This window comes from Paenibacillus sp. W2I17, assembly GCF_030815985.1.
In the GTDB taxonomy this organism is placed as follows: Bacteria; Bacillota; Bacilli; order Paenibacillales; family Paenibacillaceae; genus Paenibacillus.
This window is the reverse complement of record NZ_JAUSXM010000001.1, coordinates 3,314,119-3,328,406: the sequence shown is the minus strand read 5'-3', so window position 1 is coordinate 3,328,406 and position 14,288 is coordinate 3,314,119. Positions and strand designations below refer to the sequence as shown.

Genomic DNA, 14,288 nt, shown 5'->3' with positions numbered 1-14,288 from the left:
TTTGCTTCTATAAAAAGTGAACGGCCAAAGCCGCCCGTTGAAATCATAACAGATTTCATTGGACGGCTTTTAGGGTTGAATCCATATCTGGTTCTATACTCTGAATTAATAGTCTAGATATTAGTCCGCTACAGGTACTCGTTAAACCATCCGGCAATATGCTCCAAACGGCGTACCCTCAAGTGAGGGTGACCTCCACGGGACAACTCGTGGTTTGCCCCTGGGAAACGAACGAGCCTTGTGGTCTGCTTGCCTCTTTTCAGCGCAATGAACAATTGCTCGGCCTGTTCAATTGGACACCGCAGATCCTGTTCGCCATGTAAAATGAGCAGCGGAGTACTCACGTTGCCGACATAAGCGAGCGGAGAATGTTTCCACAGTTTTTCCGTGTCATCCCACGCGTTACCGCCAATCTGGTCTTCCGTGAAGAAATATCCAATGTCACTTACACCGTAGAAGGATAGCCAATTGGAGATGGAACGCTGGGTAACAGCCGCCTTAAAGCGGTCCGTGTGTCCAACAATCCAGTTGGTCATGAAGCCACCATAACTGCCCCCGGTTACGCCCAATCTGGATTCATCGATAAACTCATACTGGGACAGGGCATAATCCACACTCTCCATGAGATCGCGATAATCGCCACCGCCATAATCTCCGCGACAGGCGTCTACAAACTGCTGCCCGTATCCGAGGCCACCGCGTGGATTGATATACACAACAGCGTAGCCTTGTGCGGCGAGAATTTGGAACTCGTGCATAAATGTAAAACCATACATCATGTGCGGGCCGCCATGAATCTCCAGAATGGTCGGGATTTTGACCCCGTCGACCATGCCATGAGGTTTCATGATCCATCCTTGCAGCCGTAGGCCATCTGAGGAATTGAACCAGAAGGTCTCAGGTGTACTTAGATGGATCTCATCCTCAAGCTGTGGATTGCTGCGGGTGAGCTGAATCGGTTCTACCCCGGGATTTTCCGCTTGTTCATATATATAGAGATCACCAGGATTTAGTGTATCGGCTACAGCGGCAACGATCTGCCCGTTTTCCAACTCGGCAAATTGATAAATTTCCCGTTCGTCAGGCCATATATAGTCGGCACTGCTGCCGTCTCGAGCGAATTTGGCGATGCGTACACTACCATGGATGGTCGCCAGACAGAAGATTGAAGAACCATCTCTGCTGAATACAGGCCCCGTGGTTGTCAGATGTGAACGCATGTCGCCAACAATGCTGTGATTCAACTGTACGTCCCAATCCGTGCTCAGACATACGAGTTCCCCACCTGATATCTGAAGGGTGTACAACTTCACAAGCGTGGCATTTCCATAGGAACGGTCACTGGCGAGCAGTGCAAGAGATTGTCCATCCGGTGCAAAGGCCATTCGGCTGAACGTATATCCTTCCGGGGTCAACTGTTGCACATCCGATCCGTCTGCCTTGGCAAGGTACACATGATTAGTCAGGGTGTAATCATTATGGTCCTCGCCTTCTTCAGGCATCTGCGCAATCCAAGCGATGGATGTTCCGTCCGGGGACCAAGCGTAGTCTCCAACGTCATAATGACCTGTAGTTACAGGGAGTGGTTCCACATCGATCGGTGCGAGAGCGAAAAGGTGGGAACGTCGACCGTTCCATAATCCACTGGCATCTGATTTCATGCGAATCCGGTCTACGACATGTTCTTGCAGCAGTTTGGGTTTATCGTCTATAGGATCTGTATGTTCTGATTCTTCATCTCCGCTCATATCCACGGATGATTTCACAAGTATGGTATGACCATCTGGTGACCAGAGCAGGGAACTTACGCCATGTTTCAGGTGACTGATTTGCTGTGCTTCTCCGCCATCTGATGCGATAATCCACACTTGGGATTTCCCATCAACCTCTCTTAAAAAGGCAAGCTGAGACCCATCGGGCGACCAGGCAGGGGAATGATCCTTCTCACCAGAGGTAAAGGACCTATCCTTTTGACTTCCCAGATGAAGCAGTCTTAGGTGAGAACAATAACCGTCACGTGCTTCATTCGTTTTCCGGCTTACATATACCAGTTGTCCGCCTTGAGGGGACGGAGTTGGATCATTAACCCATGTAATCTGATAAAGATCTTCCGATGTTATGCCGCGCTGACTCATCATTGTTTGTCCTCCCACCATGAATTAGAATTGGTTAATTTCCTAACCTTTCCATTTATATTAACGGAAAGCTAGGGACAGGACAATATGACTAAGGATGGGAGGGGAGACTTTTATAACAGCGATCGGAAGGTTGTTCTGTCATCGGAGTGGCCAGTGCAAACATTCTTTAGTTCAATTCATATAGTTGTGTTAAAAGGATTTGCTCGAAGGATGACGAATCCTAATGTTGAATAAGCGCAGAAATGACGAAAAATGGTCTTAATTCAATGTTTAACATTGGTTAATTTGGTTTAATGTACAATGCAATTCCTGTTCTACATTCAGGTATTGGTTCTTAGCCATTCGTTTATATAGAACTCGTATGATTCAGTCGCAATGGAGGAGGAACGTTACGTTGAGCACATCCTATGAGCAGCATGTGGAATATCCAAGCCGGAAACGAATGGCGTGGCTCACGGCAGGGGCAGCACTTTTTGTGGTAGCCGGATTTTTTTTGATTTTTGATAGTTCTTCAGTTACGAATGATTCCATCCTTTCGGATGTGATTGGACTTCTATCCATTTTGTTTTTTGGGCTATGTTTCTGCTACAGTCTGGTAAAGATGATTAAGAAGGAACCTTCTTTTGTAATTGATGAGGATGGGTTTGTGGATGCATCTTCTTATACCGCAGGAGGAGCAGTGGCCTGGAGAGACGTTGAGAATATTTTTATGTATGAATTGATGGGACAGAAAATGATCGGGGTCAAATTGCGGGACGAGAAAGCCTTTCTGGATCGCCAGAACGGGATGAAACGCAAATTGATGACGGTCAACAGCAATATGGTCGATGCGACCATCAGCGTTGCCCAAAGTAGCCTCACAGTGCCACTGGATCAATTGTATATCATGATGATAAGCCACTGGAGACATGTGAGTGATAACATGATTTATGATTCGTATTATCGTCGTTAGAGAGGTCAGAATGTCCATAAGTCTTCAGAATGGAGGAATATAGATGATGCATGGTAATCCAACACGCACGATTCTACTTCCGGATGGAACTGTCCTGCCTGCGATAGGACAAGGCACATGGAACATGGGAGAGAAGCAATCTAGCCAAGAAGAAGAAGTACGAGCACTTCGTTCCGGTATTGAACAGGGAATGACCGTGATTGATACAGCGGAGATGTATGCAGAAGGTGGGGCAGAAGTTGTTACGGGAAAGGCCATCTCGGGCCATCGTGATGAAGTTTTTCTCGTATCCAAAGTATATCCCCATCATGCAGATCGCAAGCAGATGATTACTGCCTGTGAGCGTAGTCTTACGCGTCTTGGTACAGATCGTCTGGATCTGTATTTGCTTCACTGGCGTGGAGGAGTACCGCTCGAAGAGACGGTTGAGGCTTTGGAACAATTGAAGCAATCCGGTAAAATCCTTCGCTGGGGTGTATCAAACCTGGATACAAGGGATATGCAGGAGTTATGGAGTCTGCCGGAGGGGTCTCAGTGCATGGTGAATCAGGTGCTCTACCATGCAGCTTCGCGTGGTATTGAACATGATCTGCTTCCCTGGATGCGGGAACGGAGCGTTCCTGTAATGGCGTATTGTCCCCTGGCTCAGGGTGGCAGACTTCGAAGTGAATTGTTGGAGCATCCCGTCATTCAGGATATTGCACAGGATCGAGGAGTTACGACTTCGCAGATCGCATTAGCCTGGGTGATCAGGGATGGAGATGTGCTGGCGATTCCCAAGGCGGTACAGCTGAATCATGTGGCAGACAATGCAGCAGCAGTGAATATCGTTTTGACACAAGAGGAACTCGCCCGTTTGGATGAGGCATTTCCTGCACCTAAAGGCAAAGTACCTCTAGATATCGTGTAAAATAGATAACAATACGATTAATAAAGTTATGCAGAGCAGATCTTCACGATCTGCTCTTTTTTTGTATGGATATCGATAGCGGAAGCTTGCCCTTCAATTAAGCGAATATATATTTTAACAAATGGGCTTTACAACACTATTTCACTAGTGTACTATGTAACTAACACACCAGTACAGAGAGGAGCGAGAGCTTTGTGACTATAGAATTTGATAACAATTTACCAATCTATCTGCAGATCATGCAGTATATCAAAAGACAGATTGTAACCGGGACACTTCAGGCAGGTGACAAAATTCCTTCGGTTCGTGAACTGGCGGCTGAACTACAGATCAATCCAAATACAGTACAACGGACATTTCAGGAGCTTGAGCGGGAAGAAGTGGTCGAAACCAAACGGGGCTTGGGCAGATATGTGACCAGTGAGGAGCGGAAGATTATGACGATCAAAAAAGAGATGGCCGGTGAATTGCTGGAACGCTTTCTGACCGGAATGCAGGAACTGGGGATCGAAGAGCAGGATATCTTATCCATCGTAGCCGATGCCGTTGCGGAAGGAAAGGGAGGAACAACGCATGAGTAACATCCTTGAACTGAACCAGATCAATAAAACATATGGCAATAAGAAAGCGCTCAGTAATATTACATTGGATATTGCTCCAGGACGAATCGTAGGTCTGCTGGGTAGCAACGGTAGTGGAAAAAGTACGCTCATGAAGCTGGTTGCGGGTTTGTTGCATCCGAGCAGTGGAACGATTCAAGTCACAGGTAAGCCTGTTGGGCTGGAGACGAAAGCGCTGGTTTCATTTATGCCGGATCGTCCATTAACCGAAAAGTGGATGAGAGTCCGGGATGCGATTGGATACTATCGCGATTTCTATGCTGATTTTGATGAGGAGAAGGCGCGGGAGATGCTGGACTTCATGAACCTTGTCGAGAGTGACCGGGTACGGCATCTGTCGAAAGGGATGAATGAACGACTACAACTAACACTGGCACTTTCTCGTAAGGCTCGTCTGTATTTGCTGGATGAACCGATTGGCGGGGTAGATCCGGTTGCGCGAGGCAAGATTCTGGATGCGATCGTCAAATTCTATGATGAAGACAGCAGTCTAATCATCTCCACACATCTTGTGAATGATATCGAACGGATTTTTGATGAAGTTGTCTTTATTCGCGAGGGCGAGCTGGTGATGCGGGAAGAAGTGGAAACGCTCCGTCTGAAATATGGGAAAAGTGTGGATGAGATGTTCAAGGAGGTCTATGCGGAATGATGACATTATTGAAGTATGACTTTAGAAGGAACTGGAATACACTGCTGGCGGGGCTAGTTATTTTGATTATCGCCCAAGTGGGGGTTTCCCTTATCATGTCTGAGGTCACAGGGATTGTGCTTGGCATTATGGGTTATGTTGGAGTTGGTGTGGCTATTTATGTGAAAATGATCAAAACATATACGTCCAATATCCGCTCTTATAATCGTCGTCTGTTACCCGTAACGGGCCTGTCACATGTGTTGTCTCCTTTAATCTTTGGAGCCCTTTGCGGGTTGGGGTTAGTCATTATATTCGTGACTCATGCCTACATCTATATCTCAATGAAGCTAAGAATGAACATCGCTAGCAATATTGATCTTTCGGGTCTGCATGTCTCGGATTATATTAGTTTGTTGCTGTTTAGCGCATGGGTTATGGTATTCATGACCGTCATCATCTTCCTTTCGATCTCGATTGCAGGCAGCTTCCGTTGGAAAACTGGGCCATGGATCGGAATCGTTGCATTCTTGGTCCTCGTTAATCTGATTGGCTGGTTGGAGAATATTATTATGACAGGGCGCTTTAATCCAAACGAGGTGTTCCAGTACACGGAAGAAAGTACAGGGATCTCGATCACAGCCAATGGTGTATTATGGTCGGACGGCATGTGGGGAAGTACTATATTTGAAATCATCGTAGCCGTTATCTTGGTGTGGGCTACCATCTACCTGAACAACAAAAAAGTTGAAGTCTGATAACAGGATAACTTAAACGTGATGCGAGCAACCAGGGTTGCTCGTTTTTTGCATCCAGTAATAATCCACTTTTTGAATCGAATCCCATTAATGATACGTAAATTTAGATATAATGTGTGTGGAAGTACGACCTCAGAGTTATGTTTAATGAAAAGAACATTGAACTGGGAAAGGAGAAATCGTTATGGAATTATACTTCAGGGATAACTTTTTTAACGCAGGTTACACCGAGATTATGAATCCGAATCAGGAACAGGCTGGGCATCTGGATTTGAAAAGTGTCTTTGGTTCTTCACTCGATGTATCAGATAACTCAGGATTAGTCTGCAGCGGCAAATTCCGCATGTTAACCAATCGTTGGGACATCACTGCAGCAGATGGGAGACATCTGGGTGTGTTGCGGGCCAGGTTCAGTTTCTTTAGCAAAAAGTATGAATATGACGCAGGATCACGCGGTACGTATGATGTGTCTGCTCCAGCATTTTCGCAGGAGTATGATATAAGTGGCAGTGGTGGCCGCATCGTGGCAAGTTTCCGTCGTACCAGCGGCTGGTTTAGTTCAGGGGCATTTGTGTTAGATAACCAGTCGGAACAACTGGACACGTATGAATTAATTGCAGTGGTCATGGGCGTGCACGCGATTAACAAAAGACGGAACTCGGCTGCCAGCAGTGGTGGAACCTAGTTTAGGCGCATATATAGCAAAAAGGTTTGGATGAGATCATCCAGACCTTTTTTTTCGTATATGGATATGGATTTGGCTTTTGAGCAATAGTTATGGTTAATCCACTTTTACCAAATTAAAGCCCATCGGCTTTCGCAAGAGAGCCTTCCTCACGTTGGCGGTGCTGAACTTCATTCGCGCGTTCGGAATGCAAATCAGGATCTTTTTCCGCATAACGGGCTAATGCCTTCGCAGCTGTTTCCGACATTCGCTCCCGCAGCACTGTGTGGTCAGTGATTCGAACCCGTTTGCCGAGAAAACGCATTTTGGATAAGACGTAATCCATCTCATTGCGCGGAACGGTCAGCTCGATCCGATATGTCTGCTCGGCTTCCAGGTACTCGACTTGTTTCTCAAAGCAGGAGAAGGCATAGAGGATTCGGGACAGTTCCTGATTGAACTCGGGCAGTACTTCGATGGTGATGGACGTTTTACGCTTCTCTGTTATCGCAGCAATTCGGGCAGTGTAACCAGAAGCGGTATCCGGTTCAACCTGCTGGGCTTCCACGGTAACGATGCTGTGCAGTTTGGTGGACATGAGTTTGTCGAAGCGAGGCGCGTACCAGAGCACGTACCATTCTTTTTTGACCATGGAGTACTCCAGTTTATACGGGAAGCCAAATTCATCCTGGCTCGTGCGTCCATTGCGGACGCGACCGATCAGCCGAAATCCCTGATGATGCAGAATGATTAGCCGTAACTGTCTGAGGAGTGGATGAGAGACACTGTTTTCCTCACTTTTGGCTTTTTCGGTCAGGTAATCTTGAAGGTTCAGGTCCTGCTCACCATTCAGCATGTTGTACATTTTATCCAACGTTACAGGGCTCAGCGCTTCTCTCGCAGCAGGGTGATTCAGCATCATGCGAAGCCAGGCCCGTTCCTGTGAGGTCCAGGTGAACAGTCCGGTTTCATTCAGTCGTGTCATCATCTGGTAATTGAACATCTTCTCGAACAGGTTCATAATATTCCGCAATCTCCTTCCATTCCTTGATCATCTCCTGGCGTAGTCTCTGAGGTGCAATTATCTCGCAGCTTGAGCCAAAACTCCGCAACCACGGTTTGATCTCGGTGGTACCGTTGACCTGGATTTCGTAGAGAAAGGTATGATCCGTTTCGGGTATAATTTTGCCCCATTGACCTTGCAGACGAACCCGATCCAAAATGAAGTTGCGCTGACCACGCTCCGGGTGGAAAAAGCGTGCTTGAACCGTCACGGTATTCCCCGTATCCACGAGCCAACTGTAGCGACTAATGTCGGTCCACTGCTGCTTCAGTTCGAGCATGTATTGCTCTTCTACTGAATCCTGTTCCTCCAGTTGGGTTATGCCTTCCATGCGGAATTTCACAAAGCCGCGCCGGCCCTGATATCCAATTACATACCAACGACCATACTGATGGTCATAAATCACTTCAAGGGGCACGATCCGGTTGGATCGTCCGCCTGCTTCCCGTTCAAAGCGTGGATTCGTATTCTGTGAACTGTAGCTGGATGGCTTTTTCGGTGAAAAGTACAGGAACTGCACACGTTTACGCTGGCGAATCGCACTAAGCAACGTGTAGAGATGAGCTTCGTCCAGAATGCGAGAATAATAGTGATACTTATAGATATAGGGTTCGGTAGCTTCTTCTTGCGGAAAACTTGCCGTAATGGCTTTCTTCAAACTGTCCCGTAATAAGTACCCCTGTACGGAAGGAACCTGAGTGTTTGCCATAATATCTACAAAATCATACAACTCCAGCTGTTCCTCCACTGTTAATTCGGTAAGGACATCCTGTTGCAAGGCATATCGATATGGTCTGCCACCTGGCTCTTTCCGTATAACCCCAACCTCTTCCAGATACTTCAGATCGGAACGAATGGTTTTCTCGTCAGGTAGTGCCAGATCTTCCGGCAGATCAGCACAGCAGGCGTCCAGCAGTTCCATCGCAGTTAGGACTTTATGTTGTAAGGTATGCAAAAGGACAGAAAGCCGCTGAACTTCAGTCTCTTTCATCGACTTGGCGCGGAAGAGGAAGAGCAGCATAGGTTCAGCCGACTCTCCATACTGGAAGCGGACGAGATCCGCCATTTCCCGGCTTGCTTCGGCACCTGGGCGTTGGTCGGCGACGGTCTGCATGATTTCTTTTAATCTGCGATTGGTTTTATCAAAGGTATGTACGGATATGCCAAGCCGCTCGGCATATTGTTTGCGGTTATATGCACCGCTTGTTAGGGATAACATGCGTAAGAACTGAATTTCTTTGTCAAAACTCTCTCTTGCCATGAACATTCACTCCTTGTTATCCCTTCATTGTAGCAGGATGAGCGGCAGGTTTCATTTTAAACTTATGAAGGTAAACGATAATTTAATGAGTTATGAAAGTGATTCGTCGCCATACTTCTGCCATGTTCGTATGATCATGCTTGGGTCATAATGAGGTTATGAGCGAGGAAGGGCAACACGTTTAATCGATCTGGTGAACAATGCGAGAAGGGAATAGGAATCTGTGATACATAATGTAATTTTTAAAAGGAGGCGACTGACATTACTCATGTTCATGAAGAAATGAGAGATACGATTAGACAACAGCTAAAGCAGATTGAACAGGAGGAGCAGGTTCGGATTATCTATGCCTGTGAATCCGGCAGTCGGGCTTGGGGATTTCCTTCCCAGGATAGTGATTATGATGTGCGTTTTCTGTATGTGAGACCGCTGGAATGGTATTTGTCGATTGAGGATAAAAGGGATGTTATCGAACGCCCAATCAGTGATCAGCTCGACATCAATGGTTGGGATCTGCGCAAGGCGTTGAAGCTGTTTCGCAAATCCAATCCACCACTGCTGGAATGGTTGCAATCCCCGATTCAGTATGATGAACAGTATAACGTGGCACAGCATATCCGTGCACTGTCGCCTTTGACTTTCTCACCCAAGTCCTGCATGTATCATTATCTGAATATGGCGAAGGGCAATTTCCGGGATTATTTACAAGGTGAGCGGGTGAAGATCAAAAAGTATTTCTACGTGCTGCGCCCCTTGCTGGCTTGTGGCTGGATCGAACGTTACGATGCGATGCCACCGATGGCATTCGAAGAGCTGGTGCAAGAACTTGTACCTGCGAATACATCGCTATATACGGAGATTCATGAATTGCTGCGCCGGAAAAAGGCGGGCGAGGAACTGGATCTGGAGCCGCAGTTGCCAGCAATACAGGCTTTTTTGGCGGAGAAGATCGATCATTTTGAACGAATGGCCGGCAAGATGGATAATGAGCAAATTATTGAATTTGAAGAATTGGACCGGATTTTTCGATTTGCGTTGCAAGAGGTGTGGGGAACTAATTAGGGCTTGATGACAAACGAGATCGTGAAAGAGAATGGAATTGATCCGAAGGAGGAGAATTGATGCATCTGATCTTGAAAGCAAGCGGCGCTGACGCGGGGGTTGTATCCCATCTGTTAGAGAAGAATCCGTTGAATATATATGACCGCGTAGACAAAGGTGTGCGTGTAAGAATGGTGTACACTGCGGCTACAGAGAACGAAACGGAAGTGCTGATTCATGCCGAGCCTGATCCTGTGGATCTGGTCAGAGGTACACCTGATGGATATGACATTACGCAATATATTAACGATCGTGAGTTCGTGACCAGCAGTCTGTTCTGCTCCTACATACGTGCGGCGCTCGGGACGGCCCTGAATGGTAAGCCGAAGGAAGACTATGTGCAGTGGGTGAATCATGCCTTCGAACTGGAACTGAAATTTGGCCCAGTGGCTTCCGATCTGCCCGATAAGGTTGTGGAGGAATTATTCTCGCCATTAGGATACTCCGTTTCGGTGGAACGTGGAGAGCTTTCGTATTCATTTGATCTGAAAAATAGAAGCACGGTTCGCCATATCATCCTGCGTGGTCGTAACACGGTACAACATGCGCTGCGTCAGCTCTTTCTGCTGATTCCAGTGCTGGATAATTACAAACATTATTTCATCAGTGAAGATGAGATCGATAAAATCAAACGATATGGTGAAGGGTGGCTGGATGCTCACCCACTGAAAGAACTCATTGTGAAGCGTACGTTGCGTTTTGCCGAACTGATCCGACAGTATGAGCGACAAGAGGGTGCTTTGTCTGCGTCTTTTGGACAGGAGAGAGGAATAGGCCACATCTCGGAGGCGGTTATTCAGGAGGTTAACGTGGAACATCGAGAAGACGGAGAACAAGAGCAGCGTGGGTCCGAGTCTGTTAGCGATGGCAGCCAATCAGAACCTCCTGTGAGGTTAAACGAGTTGCGTTATCGTGCAATCACAGATGTGGTTGCAGCGTTACCAGTGAAACGGAGCATTGTAGATATGGGAGCAGGGGAAGGCAAGCTATCTGCCCGATTGGCGTACATTCCCGGTGTGGAGTCGATTCTGGCCGTTGAACCTTCGGGCCAGTCACGACTTCGGGCCATGGAGCGCTTCGCGAAGCTCGAGGGTCGTTCTGGAGTGGTGGCTATGCCGGAGCCGATCATCGGTTCATTGTTTTATTTTGACGAGCAGATGCAAAACCAGGACGTTATGATTCTGTGCGAAGTGATTGAGCATATTGAGGAATATCGTCTGAACGGAATTATGGATACAATCATGAACGAATATCAGCCAGATGTGCTGTTGGTCACTACACCAAACAAGGAATATAACGAAGTGTATGCAATGGAGCAGGAAAGCTTCCGTCACCATGATCATCGCTTCGAGTGGACCCGTGCGGAACTGGTTTCCCGGTGTGAGGAATGGACGCAACAAGGGAACTATGCCTATGAAATTAAGGGCATCGGTGAGCATGCAGAAGGCTATGGACAACCTACCCAACTGGTCATTTTTGAGCGGAGAAAGGAGAGTCAATCATGAGTAAAGAAAAGGGTTCTCGCGAAACAACTGGTGCGGGCAGAGGACAGCAGGATCGGAAAAATGGGATGGAGGAAAGACAACGTGAGATTCGTCTACCCCATGCAGGTATCGTTGTTCTTGTCGGCCCGTCAAACAGTGGCAAAAGTACGTTGCTGGATCGTCTCGTTGCAGAAAGCGTCATTCGCCGCACGGAAGGCGTCTCATCTGATCAATTCCGCATGCTGGTTGGAGATGATGAGTATGTGGATTGGAAACACCGTCCCCGCAGCGAAGCGGATGTGATCTATGCGGAGTATCAGCAAGTATCGGCCAAAGCATTTGAAGCGATGGAGGCGATGCTAGCAACCCGCTGCCGTCTGAACAAGTTGACCTGGGTCGATGCTACACATCTGTATCCCGAGGATCGCGAGCGCCTGATTCAGGTGGCAAGGAAAGCTCATGTTCCCGTGATTGCTGTGGTGCTGGATATCCCTGAAAAAGAACTGCTGGAACGTGATGCCCGAAGGGATTATCCGCGTGGGCGTCAACGGGTGAAACAACAGGTGCAACAGTTCAAGCGCACATTGCGCTCAATCCGTGAGGATGGCTTTGATGCCAGTTATGTGCTGAAGCAGCCGGATGAGATTACATTTGTCCGCACATCCAATCCGCTGGTGATTGATATGGGTACAGGTATTGATATCATCGGAGATATTCATGGTTGTTACGATGAAATGATGGAATTAATCGTCCGTCTAGGGTATGTGGACGAGGATGGAACTGGTCTGTACCGTCACCCCGAAGGACGCAAATTGGTCTCCGTTGGTGACGTAACGAGCCGTGGGCCAGAATCGTTAAAATGTCTGTTGTTCTGGCAACGACATTGTGCCGCCGAGCTTGCCTACATGATTGACAGTAATCACGGCTGGAAGATTGCACGTTATCTGGATGGTCGAGACGTGACGCTGAGTCACGGTGACGAACGGGTGGAGATAGAACTACTGCAGCTTGAGCAGGAGCAAGGTCAGGAGACAGCAAAGCGAGTACGTGCAGAGCTAAGGACCTTTCTGCTTGATGCACCATCTCATCTGGTCTTTTCCCGCAACGGGGTAAGACAAGTGGTTGTTGCACACGCAGGGATTCGAGATCATTTTATCGGAAAACATTCCAAACGCATTCAGGATTACTGCCGATATGGCGATGTGGAAGGTATGGATGAGCAGGGTCGGCCTGTGCGCAAGGATTGGTACGTGGATCACAATTCGGGTGAATGCATCGTCTGGGGACATGATCCCCGTCCATATCCTACGATTGTGAATGATACGGTCAACATTGATCAAGGTGTCGTTTTTGGTGGCATGCTCACTGCATGGCGAATGCCAGAACGTGAGGCAGTCAGTGTTCCGGCGAAGCAGGATTATGCGGGGGATCCGGATAGTCCATTAAAGCGCTGGGAACAGCGGCGTTTTGCTCCGCCCAACATACGTAAGTTCAAGGAGGGTTTCACGGTTCAGACAGCATCCAAGCTTGATGTATCTGTGCACGGTGAGGTGGCGAAGACGGCGATTGATACGTTTTCCCATTATACTGTGCCTCTGGAAGAACTGATTTACATCCCGCCTACGATGAGTCCTCCGCCGGGTGTATGCTCCGTAGAGGGATACCTAGAGCATCCAAAGGATGCGTTCCAATATTATCGCTCACAGGGCGTTACCCGTATGGTTGCCGAGAAGAAACACATGGGCAGCCGGGCCATTTTGCTTCTTTTCCGCGATGAGCAAGCTGCGGTGAAACGAGTGGGCCGACCGATGGTGGGTAACATTGTGACTCGGACGGGCCGATCCTTTTTTGACCCTTCGACAGAGCAAGATGTGCTTTCCAGATTACATGCGGACTTGACCACAGATGGTTATTTCGATCGTCATCAGACGGAGTTTGTACTGCTCGATGCGGAGATTGTACCTTGGAATCTGAAGGCGCGTGAGTTGATTGCTTCACAATATGCACACGTGGCCGAAGCCTCGCTCATGGATCGCTCTACAGTGCTGGGCAAACTGCGCGAAGTTGAAGCGGCAGGTCGGAATGTAGATGACTGGTTGCAGGAGACAGCAGGTAAACTCGCTAATGCCGAGACGTTCCGCGATGTATTCCAGAAATACTGCTGGGATGTGGAGGATATAGGGGACATTCGAATTGCACCGTTCCACACACTGGCACATAGCACTGGAGCATTTTGGGAGCAAACACACGAATGGCATATGGAACAAAACCGTGAGTTCGCCCGGATATCGACCATGATGATGGAGACGGAATATCGCGTAATCGCAAGTGAGGCAGATGAAGCGGATGTCATTCATTGGTGGGATGAGATCACGGCGGAAGGACATGAGGGTATTGTGATCAAGCCCGAAACGTTCCGCGCCTGGAATAACAACAAAATGATTCAACCTGCGATTAAAGTACGAGGACGTGCATATTTGCACATCATCTATGGGATGGATTACCTGGCACCCGAGAATCTGTCCCGACTTCGTAAACGCAAAACGTCCAAAAAAGAACGCCACGCTTTAATGGAGAGTGCCTTGGGCTTGGAGGGGATTGAGCGCTTTATACGCAGAGAGCCAGTGGAGCGAATTCATGAATGTGTGCTGGCAACGCTATCGCTGGAGTCGGAGCGAGTAGACCCGCGTTTGTAAATTTTTAAAG

12 protein-coding genes are annotated in these 14,288 nt (G+C 47.9%); 9 read left to right on the top strand and 3 right to left on the bottom strand.

What is annotated here, in order from left to right; genetic code table 11:
• Positions 1–128: 128 nt before the first annotated feature.
• Complete coding sequence (locus QF041_RS14820; RefSeq protein ID WP_307414719.1) at positions 129–2,138, bottom strand: S9 family peptidase; 2,010 nt, start codon at positions 2,136–2,138, stop codon at positions 129–131.
• A 394-nt stretch (positions 2,139–2,532) separates the two neighbouring features.
• On the opposite strand from QF041_RS14820, the gene QF041_RS14815 reads away from it, so the two are divergent.
• The 6 genes from QF041_RS14815 (at position 2,533) to QF041_RS14790 (ending at position 6,694) form a co-directional block, all read left to right on the top strand.
• Positions 2,533–3,090, top strand: coding sequence for an STM3941 family protein (locus tag QF041_RS14815; protein WP_307414718.1), 558 nt, complete (start codon positions 2,533–2,535; stop codon positions 3,088–3,090).
• A gap of 46 nt (positions 3,091–3,136) precedes the next feature.
• Entirely contained in the window at positions 3,137–4,000 is an 864-nt protein-coding gene (locus tag QF041_RS14810) for an aldo/keto reductase (protein WP_373461392.1), read from the top strand.
• A gap of 194 nt (positions 4,001–4,194) precedes the next feature.
• Positions 4,195–4,581: a GntR family transcriptional regulator gene (locus tag QF041_RS14805; RefSeq protein ID WP_036606428.1), complete on the top strand. Its 387-nt coding sequence runs from the start codon at positions 4,195–4,197 to the stop codon at positions 4,579–4,581.
• A complete protein-coding gene (locus tag QF041_RS14800) occupies positions 4,574–5,272 on the top strand; it encodes an ABC transporter ATP-binding protein (RefSeq protein ID WP_307414716.1) in 699 nt (232 codons plus the stop codon). The genes QF041_RS14805 and QF041_RS14800 overlap by 8 nt, the downstream gene beginning before the upstream one ends.
• Positions 5,269–6,009 (top strand): hypothetical protein, encoded by a 741-nt coding sequence (locus tag QF041_RS14795; RefSeq protein WP_307414715.1) that lies wholly within the window; start codon positions 5,269–5,271, stop codon positions 6,007–6,009. The genes QF041_RS14800 and QF041_RS14795 overlap by 4 nt, the downstream gene beginning before the upstream one ends.
• A gap of 184 nt (positions 6,010–6,193) precedes the next feature.
• Positions 6,194–6,694 (top strand): LURP-one-related family protein, encoded by a 501-nt coding sequence (locus QF041_RS14790; RefSeq protein WP_036606430.1) that lies wholly within the window; start codon positions 6,194–6,196, stop codon positions 6,692–6,694.
• 115 nt (positions 6,695–6,809) lie between these two features.
• On the opposite strand, the gene QF041_RS14785 is transcribed toward QF041_RS14790, so the two are convergent.
• Positions 6,810–7,694, bottom strand: a complete 885-nt coding sequence (locus QF041_RS14785; RefSeq protein WP_307414714.1) for a WYL domain-containing protein — start codon at positions 7,692–7,694, stop codon at positions 6,810–6,812.
• On the bottom strand, positions 7,642–8,997 hold the full coding sequence (locus QF041_RS14780; protein ID WP_307414713.1) for a helix-turn-helix transcriptional regulator: 1,356 nt from the start codon (positions 8,995–8,997) through the stop codon (positions 7,642–7,644). Before QF041_RS14780 ends, QF041_RS14785 begins: the two co-directional genes overlap by 53 nt.
• Before the next feature lie 282 nt (positions 8,998–9,279).
• Between QF041_RS14780 and QF041_RS14775 the strand changes: the two genes are divergently transcribed.
• From QF041_RS14775 to QF041_RS14765, 3 genes are all read left to right on the top strand, one after another.
• A complete protein-coding gene (locus QF041_RS14775; protein ID WP_307414712.1) occupies positions 9,280–10,059 on the top strand; it encodes a nucleotidyltransferase domain-containing protein in 780 nt (259 codons plus the stop codon).
• 59 nt (positions 10,060–10,118) lie between these two features.
• The gene (locus tag QF041_RS14770) at positions 10,119–11,603 is read left to right on the top strand and encodes a 3' terminal RNA ribose 2'-O-methyltransferase Hen1 (RefSeq protein ID WP_307414711.1); all 1,485 of its coding nucleotides are present in this window, start codon (positions 10,119–10,121) and stop codon (positions 11,601–11,603) included.
• A gap of 65 nt (positions 11,604–11,668) precedes the next feature.
• Positions 11,669–14,278 (top strand): polynucleotide kinase-phosphatase, encoded by a 2,610-nt coding sequence (locus QF041_RS14765; RefSeq protein WP_307416972.1) that lies wholly within the window; start codon positions 11,669–11,671, stop codon positions 14,276–14,278.
• Positions 14,279–14,288: the final 10 nt, after the last annotated feature.

Coding starts and splice junctions, on each gene's coding strand:
- QF041_RS14820 (WP_307414719.1), bottom strand. CDS start 2,138: ATGATGAGTCAGCGCGGCATAACATCGGAAGATCTTTATCAGATTACA.
- QF041_RS14810 (WP_373461392.1), top strand. CDS start 3,137: ATGCATGGTAATCCAACACGCACGATTCTACTTCCGGATGGAACTGTC.
- QF041_RS14800 (WP_307414716.1), top strand. CDS start 4,574: ATGAGTAACATCCTTGAACTGAACCAGATCAATAAAACATATGGCAAT.
- QF041_RS14795 (WP_307414715.1), top strand. CDS start 5,269: ATGATGACATTATTGAAGTATGACTTTAGAAGGAACTGGAATACACTG.
- QF041_RS14790 (WP_036606430.1), top strand. CDS start 6,194: ATGGAATTATACTTCAGGGATAACTTTTTTAACGCAGGTTACACCGAG.
- QF041_RS14785 (WP_307414714.1), bottom strand. CDS start 7,694: ATGAACCTGTTCGAGAAGATGTTCAATTACCAGATGATGACACGACTG.
- QF041_RS14780 (WP_307414713.1), bottom strand. CDS start 8,997: ATGGCAAGAGAGAGTTTTGACAAAGAAATTCAGTTCTTACGCATGTTA.
- QF041_RS14775 (WP_307414712.1), top strand. CDS start 9,280: ATGAGAGATACGATTAGACAACAGCTAAAGCAGATTGAACAGGAGGAG.
- QF041_RS14770 (WP_307414711.1), top strand. CDS start 10,119: ATGCATCTGATCTTGAAAGCAAGCGGCGCTGACGCGGGGGTTGTATCC.
- QF041_RS14765 (WP_307416972.1), top strand. CDS start 11,669: ATGGAGGAAAGACAACGTGAGATTCGTCTACCCCATGCAGGTATCGTT.